The 23,648-nt window shown below is 55.3% G+C and carries 1 protein-coding gene (running past one end of the window); it reads left to right on the forward strand.

The genetic code is table 11. From position 1 onward, the window contains the following. On the forward strand, positions 1–23,648 hold the 5' portion of the coding sequence (locus tag FJ146_10100; GenBank protein ID MBM4252310.1) for a hypothetical protein. The gene runs 13,693 nt beyond the window's last position; 23,648 of the gene's 37,341 nt are visible here — the first part of the coding sequence; its start codon is at positions 1–3; its stop codon lies off the right edge, out of view.

A 23,648-nucleotide genomic window follows, 5' to 3' on the forward strand; every position in this document is an offset into this window, starting at 1 on the left:
ATGACGCTTAGATTCGGCAAAGTTAGTAGATCTGCGCTCCGAGGAGCGTTAGGGCTGCGCTTTGCTTTGCGTCGTTTACCCCAAAATTGGTTCGATACGATGGCGCGGCTCTTCACCGTGCGTGCGCTTACAGCAATGGTTCTGGTACCGCTGATAGCTTTCAACACACCTTATGCATACGCACAAAGCACCTTCGACTTCGTGCTGAGCGGAAGGCTGACGGAAGTAAACGGTAAACCAGTGGTTGGTCCGGTTGCGCTCGAAATCAGCTTCTTCCACGATGCGCAGGGCGCTGCTCCCGTGCTAAGCGTCACCGACGGCTTTGAAAACGTCACGCTGCAGGAAGGCATATTTCAAGTAAGGGTCACACTTAACACGAGTGACTATACCAAAGTCTTCCCAGAGGTCGGTCAACAAGTATGGTTCCAGGTCACAGATTTGACCCACGCAAGTACCCCGTACCCCATGCAGCAGGTGGTGACCGTTCCTTATGCTGCACGCGTACCGGTCGATGGGAAAACAGTCAATTTCAATAGCGATGGAAAATTAACCGTCCTGCCAGAAACAACTCCGAGCGCCAATCAGTTCTTAACCAAAGACACTAATGGCCGCTTTGTGTGGCGCACACCAAGTCCGAATGCGAGCGCTATTCAGGGTACAAACATCAGCAATACCGTTCCAGTTGCCGGTCAGGTCCTGAGCTACGATGGCGTCATGTGGACACCGGCTACGACAACGGTGACCGCAGACGCACCAATCGTTGTAACGATGAATGGCACCACGCCCAAACTGTCTTTACCAGCTGCCACGAGTGTCAGCGACGGTTACATAAGCACAGCCGACTGGCTGATTTTCAATTCGAAGCAACAACCGATCACCGCTGATACGAACCTGAATCTGGGAAGCATCGCGACGAACAAACAAGCTGCGGTTGTTCTCAAGCCTTACAGCGACGGCGCCGGACAAACAAGCGAGCTGCGTTTCAATGCACTTGCGGGTGGCAACTACATCGGTTTCAAAGCACCAGACGAAGTTCCAGCCAATATGGTTTGGACCTTACCATCAGAAGATGGAGCCACTGGACAAATCTTGCAAACCGACGGATCGGGCAAACTGGCTTGGGGATCGTTCCCGCAGGTGCCAGTCACCTCGGTGGCTGGCAAAGTCGGTGCCGTAAGCCTGACGACCAGTGATGTCAGCGAAGGCGGCAATCTTTACTACACCGATGCACGGGCGCAGTCAGCCGCTCGCCGCGGCATGGCAGCCTCCGCACCCATATCTTACGACTCAACTACAGGCAGAATTTCCATCGGGCAGTCATCGTCGGTGTCGTCAGGTTACCTCTCTGTCATGGACTGGATCACATTCAACAACAAAATCGGTAACATTACGGCAGGCAACGGCATCGTCGTCAGCACCATCGGTAGCGGAGTGACAGTGAGCTTGCCTAACATTGGGACACCTGGCGGCTACACTAAGGTAGCAACCGATGCCCAAGGCCGCGTGACTTCAGGAACCACGTTAGTACCAGGCGATATCCCAGCGCTCTCAGCCGACATCATTAATCGCGGGACTTTATCGCGCGCCGTCGGTGGTACCGGTGTCGTATCGACGGCAACATTCCCGACTGAGGGCGTGATCGTTACACGCGACGCGGCAGAAACACTGCGCAACAAGAACCTCGAGTCACCGATGCTTAATGGCGGTACTCTTGCCGGAGCCTCTCTCGTGACTGGTTCGACCGTGATCAGCACGACCGGGACTCTCACCTCAAGCCAAGCAACGATTAATGGTAATGTCAGAGTGCAAGGTGCAGGGGGCACGGCTAGTAAGTTGATACTTACCGATAAAGACTCGGTAAACTCATTATCGTTTAAAGCTCCCGATACTTTAGCAGGAACAGTGAACTGGACCCTACCGGGCACAGATGGGCTAGCTGAACAGTTGCTCAGGACGGACGGCAGCGGCAACCTGAGTTGGGTCTCCGGCGCCAGTCCAACGGGTGCCGCTGGTGGCGACCTTACTGGAATCTATCCGAATCCGCAGTTAACGACTACAGGGGTCCAACCTGGTGTCTACCCCAAAGTCACGGTCGACGCCAAAGGCCGCGTCACTCTGGGTCAGACTCTCGATGTTGCCGATGTCCCACCACTCCCTGCAAGTAAAATTTCTGAGGGTATCCTTGGCATCGAGCGTGGTGGTACTGGTGTGAACACGCTGACTACGAACGGCGTCCTTTACGGTAACGGAACCAGCGGCATTCAGGCTACAACGCCAGGTTCCTCGTTCCAAAGCTTGGTGATCCCCGATGGTGGAGGCGCTCCCGTATTCGGAGCCGTCGATCTCTCGCAACTCGCGGCAACAACGGGCATCCTACCTCGCAGCCGCGGCGGTATTGGTATCACAACGACTGCCACTTTCCCAACCGACGGTGTGGTCGTCACTCGTGACGCCACTGAGACTCTAAATAACAAAACCATAGTTAACCCTGCAATTAGTACGATCGCCAATGGCGGCACGCTGACCCTGCCAAGCACGACTGATACGATCGTAGCCAGAAATACTGCCGACACGCTAACGAACAAATCACTGATCGCTCCGGTCATCACCTCTGGCTCAATCGGTGGTACCTCTCGCATTACAGGTGCTACGACGATCGACATTACCGGCACTGTCGCCTCTGGTGCCACCACTATTGATGGCGACCTGAAAGTGAAAGGTAACGGCAACACAGCAAATAGGATTATCCTGAGCGATAAAGGCACCAACTTCTCGGTACAGCTCAAGGCTCCCGATGCTCTGTCTGGCAACGTCACCTATACATTCCCTGGTACAGACGGAATCGATGGTCAAGTACTAGCGACTGACGGGGCTGGCGCTCTCTTATGGACCAACGGGATCAAACCAATTGGTAACGCCGGTGGGGATTTAGCTGGTCAGTACCCAAACCCGACGCTGGCTGCTAGCGGAGTGTTTCCCGGAGTCTATCAAAAGGTAACCGTTGACTACAAAGGCCGCGTCGTCAGCGGCGCGACGCTGAGTCCGAGTGACATTCCACCGCTGGCCGCAAGTGCCATCACCTCGGGAGTGCTGGGTGTGGTCAACGGCGGTACCGGTGCTTCAAGTTTCATTAACAATGGTGTCGTGGTTGGTAAAGTCGCCGGCGGGCTAGTCTCGACGCAACCTGGATCCCAATACCAAACCTTAGTTGTCCCGGCAGGCGGTGGTATGCCTGCCTTTGGCGCGTTAGACCTCTCTCAAGCGGCTGCCGTGACAGGTGTTCTACCTACCACTCTCGGCGGTATCGGCGTTAGTTCGACGGCCACATTCCCTGCATCGGGAACGGTGGTCACAGAGGCTGGTAGCGCCACCTTAACTAACAAAACGTTGATTACACCGACGATCAGCTCGATCAGCAACGACGGACTCATGACGCTGCCATCGGGGACAGACACCTTGGTTGCTCGCAACACCCAAGATACCCTAACCAATAAGACTCTGATCGCACCAGCGATCAGCACCATCACGAATACCGGCACACTAACTCTGCCGACCACAACCGATACGGTCGTGGGTCGCGCCACGACGGACACCTTGACGAATAAAACCCTGTCTCTGCCCATGATTAGTGGCGGGACGGTAACTGGTGGCGCTCTCATCACCGGGGGCACGACCATCGACACCAACGGGACGGCTGCAGTTGGGACCACCACAGTGAGTGGCAATGTCACAATCCGCGGCAACACGACTGCAGCAAATGCCTTGATTTTGAACGATCGGATTAATGGCAACTCCATAGCTATCAAATCGCCCAACGATCTATCTGGATCGTTTACACTCACGCTGCCAACCACGGCTGGTGCAAGCGGCGAGCTACTGCGAACCGACGGCAATGGTGGCCTGAGCTGGGTGGCTGGTGCTTCGCCTACTGGCAGCGCCGGAGGGGACCTCGCTGGGGTTTATCCGAACCCGTCACTCAGCGCTACTGGAATTCAGCCAGGTACTTACTTCAAAATCCGTGTCGATGAAAAAGGCCGGGTCTTCGAAGGTACATCATTATCAGCAGCAGATATCCCAAGCTTACCCGCATCAGCGATTGGTAGCGGTGTCTTGGGTGTCAGTCGCGGCGGTACTGGATCGCCAAATTTCGCAACCAACGGCGTTATCCTAGGTAACGGTACCGGTAACTTGATCTCTACAGGTGCAGGCCAGTCAGGACAGGTCTTGCGCGTCCCAACCGGAGGAAGCATCCCAAGCTTTGGTGCCCTAGATCTCGGCGACTCAAGTGCTGTCACGGGCCTTTTGCCTGGCAGCCTGGGCGGTACAGGCGTCAACTCGACTGCAACCTACCCGGCCGACGGCGTCATCGTCACTGAGTCAGGCGCCGCCACGCTTACCAATAAAATCCTGACGCAACCTGAAATTAGCACTATCGCAAACGGCGGCGCTGTCATCACAATTCCCACCACAAATGACACTTTAGTTGGCCGCAGCACCGCTGACACTCTTACCAACAAAACGCTATCCATGCCGGTGATGAGTGAGATCGTCAACGGGGGCACCCTAACCCTACCCACAACCACCGACACTCTGGTAGCGAGAGACACCGAAGAGACTCTGCGTAACAAGACCCTCTCGAGCCCGATGGTTTCCAACGGTACGATAACAGGTAGCTCAATGATACTCGGTGCCTCAAGCATCGACACGGTCGGTACCATCCGCGCTGGCGCAACGACCGTTGTGGGTAACTTGAGGGTTCAAGGGAATACTAATACAGCGAACTCTCTGAGTCTAAACGACAAGGACGCTGTCTACGCAGTCAATATTAAGGCTCCCGACACTTTATATAGTAGTCTCACCCTCACCCTGCCAAGTACCACTGGAACTAGCGGACAACTACTCGCTACCGATGGGTCTGGTCTACTCTCTTGGGTATCTGGGGCGGTACCATCGGGACCTGCTAGCGGTGATTTGTTTGGTTACTATCCGAATCCACTACTGACACCGACCGGCGTCACTGCAGGGACCTACAACAAAGTCACTGTCGACAGCAAAGGTCGGGTACTCTTTGGAACGACACTGATGGTGGCGGACATCCCGCGTCTGCCAGCCTCGATCATCGGCAGTGGTTCCCTAGCGGTGACCAATGGCGGTACTGGAGCGGGCAGCTTCACAACCAACGGCGTCATTATCGGTAACAGCACTGGCAATTTACTGTCAACGGCAGCAGGCACTGAATACCAAACTCTTGTTGTACCCCAGGGTGGTGGTGTCCCGACTTTCGGTGCGCTGAACCTATCGCAGGGTGCTGCGGTGACAGGAACACTCCCCACTCAATTCGGTGGTACCGGCGTTAATTCGAACGCCACCTTCCCAACCTCTGGAACGATCGTCACGCGCAGTGCTACCGAAACCTTAACCAATAAGACGTTAGTGACCCCAGTGATCGGTGCGATCTCCAATACCGGGATGTTGATCTTGCCAACGACCAGCGACACGCTCGTTGGTCGCGCCACAGTCGATAATTTGACTAATAAAACGCTCACCAGTCCCGTTGTGACTGGGGCTACCATCAACGGCGCATCACTCATCACCGGATCTACGGCCATTAGCACGACAGGCACAGTAGCCGTGGGAGCAACCTCGGTAGCTGGCGATCTTAGCGTGCGCGGTAATAACAGTACAGCCAACAGACTGCTGCTCAACGACAAGGGTACAACAAACTTCGTTGCCCTCAAGGCGCCCGATACGCTTTACAACTCAGTCGAAATCACCTTGCCGAGTAGCGCTGGCACGGCAGGTCAGATGCTGACGACGGACGGCAGCGGTCAGCTCCAGTGGATCTCCGGCTCGACACCAGCTGGTCCCGCAGGTGGCGACTTCACCGGTTCGTTCCCGAACCCAACACTTGCACCCACAGGGGTGGCACCTGGCACCTATTTTAAAGTCTCTGTCGATGAGAAAGGGCGCGTCATGGGCGGCGCGGACCTCCTCATCGCCGATATCCCAAGCTTACCCGCATCCAAAATTGGCTCGGGTATCATCCCAGTGACGCGCGGCGGTACCGGCACCACTGGATTCGTGACAAAGGGTGTGGTCGTTGGCGGTAGCGATGGCAACCTCGCTTCGACCACTGCTGGCACAGCGAATCAAATTCTGCGCGTACCATCAGACGGTAGCGCGCCAAGTTTTGGTCCGCTCGACATCACGCAATCGGCCTCGATCACTGGCATCCTTCCCACAAGGTCTGGTGGTACTGGCAGGGATTCTGTCGCCGTATTCCCACCATCCGGCGTCATCGTAACTGAGGACGCTGTAACCACGTTAACGAATAAAACGCTGCAAGAACCGGTGATCAGCACCATCCGCAACGGTGGCCTCGTCACGCTACCGACCGACACAGATCAGTTGGTGGGTCGAAACACGACCGACATCTTGACCAATAAAACCATGCAATCAGGCATCGTTGCCAGCAGTACGATCAATGGCAGTTCGCTCATCGGCGGGGCTACGGTCATTGACACCAGCGGCACCATCAGGGCCAGCCAGACCACTGTTGCCGGCAACCTGATCATCGAGGGCAACAACTCGACGGCTAACGCGCTCGTTCTCAATGACCGTGGCGTCACCAACTCAGTGTCACTTAAAGCACCAAATAACCTGAACAGCTCGATCACGCTCACTTTACCGGAAAGCGTTGGTGGATCCGGTCAAATCCTAACATCCGATGGTACAGGAGTCTTGGGCTGGAGAACTGGGGCGAGCCCGTCCGGCATCGCTGGCGGCGATTTAGCAGGATCTTTCCCCAATCCAGAACTTTCGACTACTGGTGTGTATCCAGGTCAGTACACCAAACTATCAGTCGACCTGAAAGGTCGAGTCACTAGCGGTACGACGCTAAGAGACACCGACATCCCTCCCCTGTCGGCGACTGTCATTGCGCGCGATACTTTGGGTGTTGCCAACGGTGGTACGGGCGCGAGCAGCTTCACGACCAACGGTGTTATCCTTGGTAACCTACAAGGCAATCTATTCTCAACAGCTGCAGGGTCTCCCTTCCAAACCCTCATCGTATCCGCGAATGGGGGAGCGCCCATGTTTGGCGCACTCAACTTGTCGCAGTCGGCAGCAGTAACCGGAATTTTACCGTCGGCGATGGGTGGTACTGGAATCAATTCCCAGGCCACTTTCCCGCAGACAGGCGTCGTTGTTACGGAGGCCGGCCCATCAACGCTCTCAAACAAAACACTATCGTCGCCGATCATTACAGCGGGTACGATCGGTGGAGCCTCACTCATTAACGGATCCACTGCGATCCGAACATCGGGAAGCGTGCAAGCAGCGAGTGCGACTTTAAACGGCGACGTCACGATTCGCGGTAGCGGCGTCTTTGCTAATAAGTTGGTGCTTAACGACGCTGGTTCGATTAACGCGGTTAATTTGAAGGCACCTGACAATTTAGTAGCACCTGTGACCTTGATCTTACCTGGCACCACAGGTGCAGCCGGACAACTCTTGACTACAAGCGGAAGCGGCGAGCTCACATGGGCCACCGGAGCGATGCCGACTGGCATTGCGGGCGGCGACCTCACGGGCACCTTCCCAACACCCACGCTAACAACCACCGGTGTTAGCGCTGGAACCTACATGAAGGTCACTGTCGATGTAAAAGGACGGGTTACGGCCGGCACCAATTTAATCGCTAGCGACATTCCGAATCTTGCCACGTCTCAGATCACGAGTGGTGTCTTCGCCGTTGGTCGTGGTGGTACCGGGGCTACCAGTTTTACCAATAACGGCGTGATCATTGGTAACGATGCCGGCAATCTTTTGTCTACGGGCGCTGGATCAGCATATCAAAGCCTGGTGGTACCAGCGGTTGGTGGCACACCCACGTTTGGTGCGATCAATCTGTCGCAGAGCGCCGCAGTGACCGGAATACTCCCAACGGCCCGCGGTGGTATCGGGGTTTCATCTTCAGCCACGTTCCCACTGATTGGTACTGTCGTAACCCAAGATGCGACCGAAACGCTGAGTAATAAGACACTAGCAAGTCCGGTGATCAGCGCTGGTACCATCAACGGATCGTCCCTGATCGGTGGAGCAACATCGATCATCACGACTGGGTCGATTAGCACCGCCACTGTCGCAACGAGTGGCAACATAAACATTCGCGGTAGCGGCACTGTCTCTAATCGCCTGGTCCTTCATGACAAAGGCGCGACTTATGGCGTATCTCTCCGAGCACCCGACACCATGGGATCTTCAGTAGGATTCGTTCTACCAGGAGCAGATGGAAACTCCGGCAACATCTTAAGCACTAACGGTGCGGGTGTATTGAGCTGGGTATCTTCGGCACCACCCTCAGGCGCGGCTGGTGGCGATCTCTCTGGAAACTACCCTAACCCCACCTTGTTACCCACGGGTGTTGCTGGTGGTGTCTATACAAAGGTCACAGTCGATGCGAAGGGTCGTGTCTTCGAAGCAACAACCCTGGCAGCTGAAGATATTCCGCGGATCCCAGCCTCGAAAATTAACGATGGGCAGCTTCCTGTCATGTACGGCGGTACTGGCGCATCAGCCTTTTACACCAACGGTGTGATCATCGGTAACGCCTATGGTCCCTTGCATTCGACAACAGCGGGGTCGCGATACCAAAGTCTGACCGTACCAGCAGACGGCGGGACTCCTCGCTTTAGTGCTGTAGATTTATCTCAGATCGAAGCCACCACTGGCACCTTGCCAGCTAATCGCGGTGGTACCGGAATTAATTCGTCCGCAGTATTCCCTGCCAGCGGTGTCATTGTCACAACCGATGCACCCCAAACATTGACCGAGAAAACCTTAACGGCGCCACTGCTAACTGATGGCACGATAGACGGATCGTCGCTGATTACTGGCGCTACGGAAATCAGTACCACCGGCGGTGTGATCGCCAGAGATGTGACTTCGCGCGGTAACGTCGTTATTCAGGGGAATAACGTATCGTCGAGTCGCTTGGTCCTCAATGACCGAGGCACGGTGAACTCCTACAGTATCAAAGCGCCAGATATCATGAATAGCTCCATGGTCCTGACCTTACCAACGGTTAATGGTACCGCGGGCCAACTGCTTACCACTAATGGCAGCGGCACGCTGAGCTGGGTCACGGGGGCCGCCCCTACAGGTGTAGCGGGTGGCGATTTAGCTGGGGTGTATCCAAATCCTGAACTCACCACCACAGGGATCGCTCCCGGCACTTATTTCAGAGTCACAGTGGATGCCAAAGGTCGTGTGTACTCAGGTGGTACTCTCGAAGCTAACGATATCCCGCCACTCCCGATGTCAGTCATTTCTTACGGTATGCTCAACGTCGCCAACGGTGGTACAGGGGCTAGCAGCTTTACTGCCAACGGGGTCATTCTCGGCAATAACAACGGTAATCTCTTCTCCACCGCTGCCGGTGCCGCCTATCAGAGCTTGGTGATTCCAGGAGCTGGGGGTGCACCGCGATTTGGCTCCATCGACATCAGTCAGCCTTCTGCTGTCACTGGTATCTTGCCGACCAGTCGCGGTGGTACGGGAATGGTGTCGAATGCTACATTCCCCCAAAATGGGGTCATCATCACCGAGAGCAGTCAGTCGACTATTACAAACAAAACCCTTTTAAGTCCTATCCTCACAACAGCAACGATCAATGGTGTCTCCCGCATTGGCGGTGCTACGGTCATTGACACCCTGGGTACCATCAACGCTGGCGCAACTACAGTCGCCGGCGACTTAACGGTTCAAGGTAACGGCACCCAAGCCAACAACCTCGTACTCAATGATAAGGGTGCAATTAATGCGGTTTCACTTAAATCTCCCGACACACTGTCTAGCTCTTATAGCATGACGCTCCCAAGTGCTCTCGGTAACTCGGGACAGTTGATGTCGATTGATAGTCAAGGCAACTTAACGTGGGTCACCGGTGCGGCTCCGAATGGTGCAGCCGGTGGTGATCTCCTTGGTCAGTATCCGAACCCTATTTTGAGTAATACTGGAGTCACTCCTGGCACCTACAGCAAACTAAGAGTCGATGCGAAGGGCCGCGTCGTCAGTGGCGGTACCATCACCGTAGCTGACATCCCAACCCTCAGCGCAAGCCAGATCACATCAGGCGTCTTTGGCGTGGCAAACGGTGGTACCGGTGCTTCTAGCTTCACTGTAAACGGTGTTGTACTCGGTAATGCCGATGGCAATCTCTTGTCCACCGCTGCCGGCCTACCCTTCCAAACACTGGTCGTCCCAAGTGGCGGCGGTACACCGTCCTTTGGCTCCATCAATCTCAGTCAGCAAGCGGCAGTTACCGGTATCTTGCCAACAAGCCGTGGTGGTACTGGCATAGCGACGTCTGCCGTATTCCCCGATTCCGGCACGATTCTCACTGCAACTGGGTCCGCCACACTAACTAACAAAGCCTTAACAAGTCCGCTCATCAGTAGCGCAACTATTAACGGTGCTTCTGTGATCTCCGGCAGCACAGTCATAAACACATCTGACAACATCACCGGTTCCACAATCACAGCTAACGGCAACATGATCATTAGTGGCAACGGGACTACGGCCAATAAATTAGTGTTGCGAGACAAGGGTGCTGTCAACGCGATATCCCTCAAGGCACCAGATACGCTGGCGCAGTCACCCGTATGGACTCTCCCAGGAGCCGACGGTAGCACTGGTCAAATTTTAACCACTGATGGTCAAGGTCAACTTGTTTGGGCCACTGGCGCAGCGCCAAGCGGTGCAGCCGGCGGTGACCTGTCTGGGAACTACCCAACCCCAGCACTTACTGCCACAGGTATCGATGCGGGCACATACCAAAAGATTGCTGTCGATGCGAAAGGTCGCGCTTACTTCGGCACGACACTCGCTGTGAGCGATATCCCTGGTTTACCGGCTTCGATCATCAACGCGGGCACAATTTCTGTTGCACGCGGTGGTACCGGTGGCGTTACGTTTACTCCCAACGGCGTCATGCTTGGTAACGGGGGCGGCGCTCTCCAGGTAACGCAGCAGGGTATACCGTTTCAAAGTTTGGTCGTCCCGGCTGATGGGAGCGCTCCAGCCTTCAATGCGATTAACCTGTCTCAAGCAGCGGCGATAACGGGCATACTCCCCACTCGCTCTGGTGGTACCGGTATCAATTCTACGGCTACTTTCCCGACATCTGGGGTCATTGCAACACGCGATGCTTTAGAAACTCTCACCAATAAAACCATCGATAGTCCGCTGATTGGGTCTGCAACAATTAACGGTGCTTCTCTTATCACGGGTACAACGCGGATCAACATCACCAATGCGATTGATGCTACTGGTGCTAATATTCGCGGAGCTGTGCGGGTGCAAGGTAACGGTACCTCACCTAATAAACTCATCTTAAACGATGCCGGCACGGTGAACTTTGTCGCTCTTAAAGCACCAGATTTCGTGATCGGCGAAGTAAACCTAACGCTCCCAGGATCCGTAGGCACAAACGGCCAGGTGTTGACCAGTGATGGCACTGGTCAGTTGACTTGGGGCAGCGGCGCCGCGCCTACCGGTGCTGCAACTGGTGACCTGACGGGTTCTTATCCGAGTCCTCAACTCACCCCTACCGGCGTGAATGCAGGTCAATACACCAAGCTAACAGTAGACAACAAAGGCCGCGTCACCAACGGCACGTCTTTAGTACCAGGAGACATTCCCCAGTTGTCGGCATCGATCATTGGCTCAGGTATCCTTGGCGTAGCTAACGGCGGTACGGGATCGGCCAGCTTTGCCAACAATGGTGTCATTTTAGGAAACTTGACCGGTAATTTGTTCTCGACAGCGCCAGGTAGTTCACAACAAGTGTTACGCGTACCAAGCGACGGCGGCATCCCTTCCTTTGGGCCACTGAACATAGGTCATAGCTCTGCCGTAACCGGTATACTACCGAGAAGCGCCGGTGGTACCGGCACAGCAAGCAATGCTATCTTCCCCGGCGAAGGCACGATCGTCACACGTGACGCAACAGAAACGCTCGCTAACAAAACGCTGTCGAGTCCGGTCATTAATAGCGGTAGCCTCCTAGGAACGTCGCTCATCGGCGGCGATACCATAATCAACACGACTGGAGCGATCACTGCGGGATCCGCAACGCTCGGTGGCGACGTGACCATTCGTGGTAACAACACCACGGCTAATCGCTTAGTGCTGAATGACGCTGGCAGTGTAAACTTTGTTGCCATCAAGGCACCAAATAGCCTTGCGGCAGATATAGTTTTAACACTACCAAGCCAGACAGGTACCAATGGGCAACTACTCGGAACCACCGGTGGTGGCACGCTGACATGGTTGAACGGCTCTGCTCCGAGTGGTAGCGCTGGTGGTGATCTCTCAGGCTCATACCCCAACCCGGTATTGGCAACCACAGGTGTCAGCGCCGGTGCTTACACTAAAGTCACCGTCGATACCAAAGGCCGTGTTCAATTGGGCACCTCCCTCGTCGCAGCCGACGTGCCACCACTTTCTGCCGCTAAAATCACGAGCGGTGTTCTGGATGTGGCTCGTGGCGGTACGGGTGCCGGATTCTTCGCTACTGATGGAGTCATCGTCGGTAACGCGGATGGTAATCTTCTGTCGACTGCGGCCGGAGCTCCGTTCCAAACTCTAGTCGTACCGAGCGGCGGCGGCACACCGACCTTTGGTCCGCTCAACCTAGCTCAATCAGCGGCGGTCACTGGCGTATTGCCTACCACTTCTGGTGGTACGGGCATGGCGTCGAACGCTGTGTTCCCAATGTCTGGCACCATTATCACTGATAGCTTGCCTGCGACTATGAGCAGCAAAACTTTGATCAGCCCCATCATCACCTCGGGAACGATGGACGGGAACTCCTATATCGGTGGTTCTACGGTCATTGATACGATTGGCACTGCAAGTGTTGGCACGACTCGTGTTGCTGGTGACTTGACGATCCTCGGCAACAATACGACGGCGAGCCGACTTGTCTTGACTGACAAGACACAAATGAAGTCCCTCAGTTTCAAGGCACCCGATACCGTTAGTAACAGTTTGACATGGACTCTGCCTGGCACCGACGGCGGGGCAGGTCAACTCCTGCGCACCAATGGCAGTGGCATCCTGAGTTGGGTAGACGGAGCCTCACCAAGAGGTACTGCGGGCGGCGACCTTTCAGGTGACTATCCAAACCCAGTGCTCATCGACAGCGGTGTCATCGCGGGTACCTATCCTAAGTTTGCGGTCGATAGCAAAGGCCGCGCAGTCAGTGGACTGACGCTAGACGTTGTTGATGTGCCGCCACTGCCCGCAAGTAAAATTAGTAGCGGCGAAATCTCTGTCGTGAGAGGCGGTACTGGTGTCGCCACTCTGACTCCCAACGGAGTCATGATCGGTAACGGCACAGGGACTGTGCTGACTACGGCTGCAGGCCAGGCATACCAGAGCTTGACGGTCCCCGTGGGCAACGGAGCACCGGTATTCGGTGCCGTTGATCTCAGTCAGGCCGCGGCCGTCACTGGTATCTTGCCGCGAACCCTCGGTGGTACTGGTACCTCATCAACAGCCACGTTCCCGACCACTGGTGTCATTGTAACCAGGACGGAAATCGAGACATTAACCAACAAAACTCTCACTGCACCATATATTGCTGGCGGCATCCTAAACAGCGGAACGATTAACGGTGCGAGCGTCATTAATACGACGGGCACCCTACGCAGTGCTGCTGCCACGTTTGACGGAAACGTCAGCATCGTAGGCGATGGCACTAACGCTAAAAAACTCGTCATGTTCGACAGTGGGTCGACTTATTCCTTGGCATTTAAGACGCCGGATACGATATACAGCTCGGTAGTTTGGACCCTACCCGCGACAGACGGTGGCAACGGTCAGCTACTCAAAACTGATGGTTCCGGTAACCTCAACTGGGTCTCTGGTGCCGCACCGACCGGGAACGCAAGCGGTGACTTAACGGGCTCCTATCCAGCTCCAGAGCTAGCAACCTCCGGGGTAGTCCCAGGCACCTACGCAAAATTCGTCGTTGACGCCAAAGGTCGTGCAACGCGTGGCACCACTCTGGTCGCCGCTGATATCCCTGGGCTTGATGCGGCGGTCATTAAAACAGGCCAAATTCCTGTCCTCAATGGCGGTACTGGCGTATCCACATTTACGTCCAACGGTGTCATCCTAGGAAACAATTCCGGCAACCTCTTCTCAACGGCCGCAGGTCTATCAAACCAAACGCTAGTAATTCCGGACGGCGGCACAGTGCCTAGGTTTGGAGCGCTCAATATCGGATCGTTAGCCGCTACGTCGGGCGTACTTCCTACGGCGCGTGGCGGTATTGGCGTCAGCTCGACCGCATTGTTCCCAACCAGCGGTACGGTTGTCACACGCGAGGCGACTGAGACCTTAACCGGCAAGACTCTAGAAAGTTCGGTATTCACAACAGGCTTGATCAATGGCACCTCAACCATTGGGGGCGACTCCGTCATCAATACGACCGGCACAATCACGGCTGGTGACACTCTGATCAATGGATCAATCACTGTGCGGGGAGATGGCACGAATGCTAAACCGATCATGTTCAACGATAGCGGTAGCAGTAATTATCTCGCGATCAAGGCCCCCAATGTGCTATCGGGCATAGTGACATTGACGCTGCCTGATTCAGATGGCAACGCCGGTCAATTGCTACAAACCGATGGCTTTGGTGTGATGAGCTGGGTGTCGGGCGCATCCCCAACTGGGCTTGCGACAGGTGACCTTTCAGGGAGCTATCCAAACCCGACGCTCACAGAAACTGGCGTCATCCCTGGCACGTATCCGCGTGTCGCGGTTGACATCAAAGGCCGGATCATCGCCGGTAGCTCTTTAGCTGCATCTGACATCCCAAATATTTCCGGTGGGATCATCACAACCGGCACCGTCGGTGTCGGCGTCGGCGGTACCGGCGCGACTAGCTTCACCCAGAACGGCGTCGTCATCGGCAACGCTGGTGCTGCTCTACTCTCTACTGCGGCCGGTCTTGAATACCAAAGCTTGCTCGTTCCACCGAACGGTGAAAACAACGGCCGACCATTATTTGGTGCCGTCAACCTAAGTCAACCAAATGCGATCACAGGAATACTCCCTACGAGACTTGGTGGTAGTGGCGTCGATTCGACTGCCACCTTCCCGACCTCAGGTGTCTTGGTGACCGAGACCGCAGTTGAAACACTAACCAACAAAACATTGACGTCCCCAATCATCAACGGTGGCTCTCTAGACAACGTGGTCATTACCGGGGCCGGCTCGGTCAACATAACTGGCACTCTGACATCAGGTGCGATCACCTCCAGGAGTGACGTCAGCATCCAAGGGAACGGTACAACATCTAACCGTTTAGTCATGTACGATAAGGGCACGCAATCCATCGCCCTGCGCGCCCCGAATTCGTTGAGCTCGTCTATCGAATGGACACTTCCTGATCAGGATGGTGCCGCTAACACTGTGCTTGCGACAAACGGTACAGGTGTATTGAGTTGGGTAGGAAGTCTACCACCATCCGGTGCTGCGGGTATCGCCGGTGTATCGGGTGGAGATCTCACGGGCACGTACCCTTATCCGATTCTAAAATCTATCGCCACCGCAGGTGTCTATACAAAGGTCACCATTGATACGAAAGGGCGCGTCACCACCGGTGCCCTGGTAACGGCGAGTGACATACCTAACTTGCCTGCAACCAAAATTAGCAGTGGGACGATCGGCGTTTCCGTTGGTGGTACCGGTGCCACGAGCTTCACGAATAACGGTGTCATTCTTGGTGCGGGTGCAGGTAGCCTAGTTGCTACAGCCGAAGGTCAGCCCTATCAAATACTGACCGTTCCCGGTAGCGGCACAACGCCTGCCTTTGGTGCTTTGGACTTGGGTCAGTTTGCAGCTACAACCGGACTATTGCCACAAAGCCGCGGTGGTACTGGTGTCAACGGAAACGCAACGTTCCCGACAAGTGGTATCGTCGTTACCGACGTCAACGTGATGACGATTCGTGATAAGACGCTGATAAGCTCCGTATTCAACAATGGTACCATCAATGGCGACACGCTTATCACCGGTGGCACATCGATTAACACCACAGGGACAATCGAGAGTGGCAACACCTCGGTCAATGGTAGTGTCACTATTAAAGCCATCAACAACTTACCAAACGCACTTGTGTTTAACGACGGTGGATCCGGTTACGTGGCTTTCCGCGCTCCAGTTAGCGTTACCACTCCGGTAACCCTGACTTTACCAAACGGTGACGGCTCTCCCAATCAGCTCCTTCAGACGAATGGCAACGGCATCCTGACCTGGGTGTCAGGCGCTGCTCCTACTGGCATAGCGGGTGGAGATCTGGTCGGCAGCTACCCGAACCCAGAGCTACGCAACACGACTGTATTTGCCGGCACTTATCAGAAGGTGGCAGTCGATGCTAAGGGTCGCGTCATATTCGGCACGTCACTAACGCCATCGGACATTCCAAGCATCGATGCCAGTACCCAAATCGGAGCCGGTGTCCTTCCGGTAGTCCGCGGTGGTACGGGTGCTTCTAGCTTCGCCAACAACGGTGTCATTATCGGCAATACCGGAGGCAATCTCTTCTCAACCGCTGCTGGCCTAGCCTTCCAAAGCTTGACAGTGGGCGGTGACGGCATGACGCCGTCCTTCGGCGCGATCAACCTAACGCAATTAGCTGCAACAACCGGTGTGTTGCCGCAGAGTCGCGGCGGTACAGGCGTAAACGGCAACGCGACGTTCCCGACTGAGGGCGTCGTTACTACGGATGTCATCGCCCAGACTTTGAGTAACAAGACACTTAATAGTCCCGTTATCACCACGGGTACGATTAACGGTGCGACGCTTATCACAGGGACGTCATCAATCGATACCACGGGAACTATCCGGGCTGGCAATACGACAGTTGCCGGCGACCTAAAAATCCAAGGTGACTCCACCAACGCAAGGAAAATCCTGTTCAACGATAGTGGTAGTACCAATGCCATAGGGTTTAAAGCACCCGATACTTTAGCTACGTCGACAGTGTTTACTTTGCCTAGCGGTGACGGTGCTCAGGGTGCCGTGCTCGGAACGGACGGGGCAAGGCAACTCCAATGGTTGACCGCAGTGCCTCCGAACGGAGTGGCTGCAGGTGATTTATCAGGGAGCTATCCTGCACCCGTACTGGCAGCCAGCGGTGTGATTGCTGGCAGCTACGCCAAAGTAAGCGTCGACCTCAAAGGCCGCGTCATCGCTGGACTGGCACTGGAAGTGAGCGACGTGCCTGGTCTCCCAGCATCTAAGATCGCAGACGGCGAGCTTCTGGTCGCCAGAGGCGGTACCGGTCGCGGCAGTTTCCCGGCTAAAGGCGTACTGCTTGGCAACGGCGGTGGTACCTTGGATGCAACCGCGGCCGGCTCCGCTTACCAAAGTCTGACTGTCCCCGCAAATGGAGGCGCACCGTACTTTAGCGCCATTGACCTCTCCGAATTACCTGCCACGACTGGCGCACTTCTGACGATCCGTGGTGGTACAGGCGTGTCAGGTAACGCCGTCTACCCAAGCACAGGTACAGTAGTGACCGAGACGGGTTCCGGTACGATCAGCAACAAACGATTGATGGCTCCGATCATCACGGGTGGCACCATAGATGGTTACGGACTGATTGGTGGCAACACGACCATCGCCACGGCGGGCAACGTCTCTGGCGCCAATGCCGTGTTCTCCGGTGATGTGACCGTTCGTGGTGACAACAGTAAAGCCAACAAACTTGTCTTTGAAGACAGGGGCACTACCAATTTCTTAGCCTTCAAAGCTCCGGATACCCTCACAAAAACGCAAACATGGACTTTACCAGATGGTGATGGCCTTGGTGGCCAACTCCTAAGCACGAATGGCACCGGTGCTCTTAGCTGGGTGAGCGGTGCTTCACCCACCGGCGTTGCAGGGGGTGATCTTGCCGGTTCGTATCCGAATCCTGAACTGGGCCCAAGCGGTGCGCTTGCAGGCACCTACACTAAAGTGTTCGTCGATACTAAAGGTCGCGTCCGCACCGGTATGGCACTTGTCGCCAGTGACGTACCAAATCTGCCTGCCTCGGTCATCACCTCCGGTAGCTTAGCTGTCACGGTTGGCGGTACAGGTGCCACCACCTTTACCAACAACGGCGTCATTATTGGTAACGGTGGTAACAATCTACTTTCGACAGGTGCTGGCCAGGAAAATCAAGTCTTGCGTCTAGCTGCTGGTGCGACGGTGCCAAGCTTTGGGGCCATCGACCTCTCTAAAGCGGCTGCGGTTACAGGAGTTCTTGGGACCACAGTTGGTGGTACAGGTAAAAACTCAACTGCTGTATTCCCGGATACCGGCACGGTGGTGACGCGCGAAGCCACGGAAAGCATGGCTAATAAGACCATTAGCAACTCGACATTAACGACCAGCCTGATAAACGGCAGTTCGACCATCGGTGGATCCACAGTCATCAATACGCTCGGTGGTATGACTGTGGCATCGGCTACCATCAATGGTGACATCACAGTCCGCGGTAATAATACTTCGGCAAACAAAATATACTTTGGTGACAGCACTTCAACCAATACTGTTGGCTTGAAAGCCCCAGATACTTTCGCCAGTTCGTTCATACTGACACTACCAAATAACGACGGACTAGCCGGTGAGGTTCTGACTACGGACGGCTCTGGTGTGATGAGCTGGGTATCTGGCGCATCACCGCTCGGCGCAGTGCCAAGCGGTGGCGACCTTACCGGCTCGTACCCGAGTCCGCAGCTCACTAACACCGGCGTCATAGCTGGCCAGTACACGAAAGTGACGGTAAATGCCAAGGGCCGGGTAACCAGTGCCACCTCTTTGGTTGCGACCGACATCCCAAGCTTACCTGCATCGGTAATCGGTAACGGAACGCTGCCTGTCACAGTGGGCGGTACCGGCTCCAGTATGTTCACCGAGCGAGGCGTCATTCTCGGTAACAGCACGGGCAATCTCTATTCGACCGCCGCTGGCAACCAGTACCAAGTGCTGATGGTGCCGTCTAACAACGGTTCCCCGACATTCGGTGCCCTAAATCTTTCGAGCCCAGCAGCCGTCACGGGCATCTTGCCTACAGGTCGCGGTGGTATCGGCGTCGATTCTACGGCCACCTTCCCGACATCGGGGACGGTCGTAACTGCTGAAGCTAGCCAAACCCTGGTTAACAAAACACTGGCCAGCCCAACGATCAATGCAGGCACGATTGGTGGCTCGTCACGAATCGCAGATGCAACCGTGATTGACACGACGGGAACACTAGCTGCTGGACCTAGCACCATCACGGGCGACATCACCATCCGCACGACTAGTGCCACGGCCAATCGGCTGGTATTCACTGACTCTGGGTCGACCAAAACGCTAGGATTCAAGGCACCGGACGTGATCTACAATACTCCGGTCACATGGGTATTGCCAGACGGTGACGGTTCCAATGGACAGCTGCTACGCACGAGTGGCAGTGGTGTACTAAGCTGGGTATCCGGTGCTGCACCCACTGGTGCCGCCGGTGGTGATTTGAGTGGCAGTTACCCGGCTCCTGTGCTGACGAACACTACAGTCGTCGCAGGCACGTATCAAAAAGTCGCAGTTGACCAAAAAGGCCGTGTTTACTACGGATCCAGTTTAGCAGTAACAGACATCCCCAGCTTACCAACTAGTATCATTGGGTCTGGCATATTTAACGTCGAAAACGGCGGCACCGGATCTGGTAGCTTTAACTCCAGAGGTGTCATCCTAGGAAACGGAACTGGCAGCCTATACTCAACGGTAGCTGGTACAGCATTCCAGGTCCTGAGTGTACCTAGCAACGGAGGCAACCCAACCTTTGGACCCCTCAATTTATCACAAAACGCCGCAGTCGCAGGCACTCTGTCGGCTGCCTACGGTGGTACGGGTGTCAGTGGTAACGCGGTATACCCCCAAGCGGGCACCGTCGTTACCAGGGATGAGATTGAAACTTTAACTAATAAAACGTTACTTAGCCCAATCGTCACTGCCGGTACGATCAACGGATCCTCAGTAATCGGTGGCGCAACGATCATCAGCACCACTGGGACGATCAGTGGCGGGGCGACAACTATCGCCGGCAACCTCACGATTCAAGGCCAAGGTGCTCTTGGTGATGCCAACCGGTTACGGCTCAACGACAAAGGCACGACGAATTACGTAGGTGTGAAAGCTCCACAAACTCTTACTTCGTCCTTTGATTTAACCCTACCCAACAGCGCAGGCAGCGCCGGGCAAATCCTTGCAAACTCAGGAAGTGGCATCCTAACCTGGATCACTGGCACCACGCCCACCGGTGCGGCTGGTGGCGACTTAACGGGATCCTATCCTAACCCAATTCTGCAGACCGTACTGGCAAATCCGGGCGTATACCAAAAAGTGACCGTGGATGAAAAAGGTCGGGTCACTGCAGCTACCAGTTTGAGTCCCAGCGATATCCCAAGTTTACCGGCAAATATCATTGGCACCGGCGCCGTCGCCGTGAACGTCGGTGGTACGGGCAGGACGACCTTCACAACCAAGGGTGTCGTTCTCGGTAACGGCGATGGCGCACTCAACGTGACAGGTGCTGGACTGGCATATCAGACTCTCGTGATACCTAGCGACGGTGGTCCACCAGAGTTTGGCGCTCTTGACCTATCAAAACCAACAGCGGTCAATAATATCCTTGGGAAATCCAATGGCGGTACCGGCATTACGTCTAACGCCACGTTCCCGAGTGCTGGTGTCATCGTCACCCGTGACGAGATCGAAACCCTAACCAATAAAACCCTGACATCTCCACTCATCAACAGTGGCACGATGGACGGCGGTTTAATTACCGGTGCAACGACGATTGCCGTCGATGGCACCCTTGCTGCCCAGGACACCACGATATCAGGTAATATCAGCATCCTCGGGGATACGAGCAACGCGCGGAAACTCATGTTCTATGACAAGGGGGTAACAAACTATGCCTCGCTGCGCGCACCAGACACACTCAGTACGTCGATCAATTGGATTCTGCCTAACACGGTAGGCACTAGCGGTCAGCTGCTAGCCAACACAGGCAGTGGGCAGTTAGGTTGGGTCAATGGAGCTAATCCGGTCGGTAACGCTTCCGGTGACCTTACCGGCACGTTCCCGAACCCTTCGTTGGCAGTCTCAGGCGTGGTCGCTGGAACCTATACCAAGTTGAGAGTTGACGCGAAAGGTCGCGCCCTATGGGGCACTACTCTTAGCGTCTCCGATATTCCGCCGCTACCTACAGCTGCGATTACCTCGGGAGTGTTCGGGGTGGTTAACGGCGGTACGGGTGCGTCTAACTTTACAAGCAACGGGGTCGTCATCGGCAACGGCGGATCGAACCTCTTCTCGACGGCTGCGGGAAGCGCCTTCCAGAGTCTAGTGGTTCCAGCTGGTGGTGGAATTCCGTCGTTCGGTGCGGTCAATCTTTCCCAAGCTGCAGCTGTGGTCGGCACGCTACCAACAAGTCGCGGTGGTACCGGTGTAGTTTCCACGGCCGTGTTCCCACAATCAGGTACCGTCATTACAGACATCGGTCAGCAAACTCTGACGACCAAGACGATCAACTCTTCGGTGTTCAACACAGGCACTATCAATGGGACCTCTATTATCACGGGCAATACCATCATCGACACCCAAGGGACAGCGACCATGGGTACCACGACCGTGAACGGCAACGTTTCGCTCCGTGGTGATGGTAACGGCAATGCACGCCGCCTGATCTTCTTCGATGGTGGCAGCTTGAACTCCGTGTCGTTCCGCGCACCAGCGACTCTTGCCGGATCGGTAACATGGACCTTGCCTGGAACCGATGGCATCAGTGGACAGCTACTAAGCACCAATGGTTCTGGAACTTTGAGTTGGGCGTCAGGTGCGATCCCAACAGGGGCCGCTGGTGGCGATCTCACAGGCAGCTATCCTAATCCTACTCTGGGACCAAGCGGCGTAAGCGCTGGCACCTACGTGAAAGTTCGCGTTGATACCAAAGGCCGTGTGATTGGCTACATGGCATTGAATGCCAATGACATCCCAAGCCTACCGGCTGACAAAATCGGATCAGGAGTATTTGGAGTCGCAACAGGCGGCACCGGCGCGAGTAACTTTACAACTGACGGTGTCATCATCGGCAACGGGATCAATAACCTACTGTCTACTGCAGCAGGTCAACCGTACCAAAGCCTCATTGTGCCATCCGGCAGCACAACACCGCGGTTCGGCGCGATAGCACTCGATCAGGCCGCTGCCGTGAGCGGCGTACTCCCTACTGCCAACGGTGGTACGGGCGTCGAATCGACGGCAGTCTTCCCGTCGGACGGTACTGTGATCACGGCCGAGGCAGTACAGACATTAGCGGCTAAAACCTTGACGACCCCAATGATCAACGGGGGCACGCTATCATCTGGTGTGATCAACGGATCCACCGTGATCAGCACTACCGGAACACTTGATGCCGGTGCCACTAATATTACCGGTGACATCAACATCATGACGACGACCAGTACTGCTAACAGACTGGTCTTCCGCGATGCTGGTAGCAACTCGATAGCCCTTAAAGCACCGAATACTCTCAGCACCTCGGTCGAATTCAAACTACCAGACGGTGATGGCCAACCAGACCAACTACTGAAAACAGACGGCAGCGGTCAGTGGTCCTGGGTTTCTGGTGCAGCACCAACTGGTATTGCTGGCGGTGATTTAACTGGAAGCTATCCAAATCCAGTATTAAGAAACAGCACGGTCACCGCTGGCACCTATCCGAAACTGATGGTTGATGCGCGCGGTATCGTCATCGGTGGCACTAACCTCAGCGCTTCGGACATCCCCTCCATCGACGCATCAAAGATCGTCTCTGGTTCTCTTGACGTGTCGGTGGGCGGTACTGGTGCGACAACCTTCAACAATAAAGGCGTCGTGATCGGCAACGGCTCAAGTGCACTTTCAAGCACTGGAGCTGGGCTACCCTATCAGGTCCTTGTTGCCCCTACAGATGGCACGCAGGCTCCTTACTTCGGCGCTGTTAATCTGTCGCAGGCAAATGCGGTGACAGGCATTTTGCCTAGTTCACTCGGTGGTACCGGCACACCGTCCACCGCAATCTATCCGACCTCAGGCACCATCGTAACGAGAACTGCTACTGAGACCCTAACGAGCAAAACGCTCAGCGGCTCCTTTGTCACCGACGGCACGATCAACGGAGCCTCATTGATCACTGGCACCACAGTCATCAGCACAACCGGCTCGATTGCCTCAGGAGCTCAGTCGGTCACTGGAAACATCACCTTGAAACCTACAGTCTCCGGTGCGAGCAGAATCATCTTTAACGATACTGGGACGACCCAAACACTCGCCTTTAAAGCTCCTGAAACGCTGACTAAGTCCGCTGTTTGGACCCTCCCAGACGGTGACGGTCAACCCAACCAGTTGCTGATGACCAACGGTTCAAGCGTTCTCAGCTGGGTCTCGGGCGCAGCACCAAGTGGCCCTGCTGGTGGCGACCTCTCAGGCAGTTATCCGAATCCCGTGCTACCACTTTCTGGTGCCACCCCTGGCACCTACGCCAAAGTCCGGGT

This window comes from Deltaproteobacteria bacterium, from assembly GCA_016874735.1.
GTDB lineage: Bacteria > Bdellovibrionota_B > Oligoflexia > Oligoflexales > CAIYRB01 > CAIYRB01.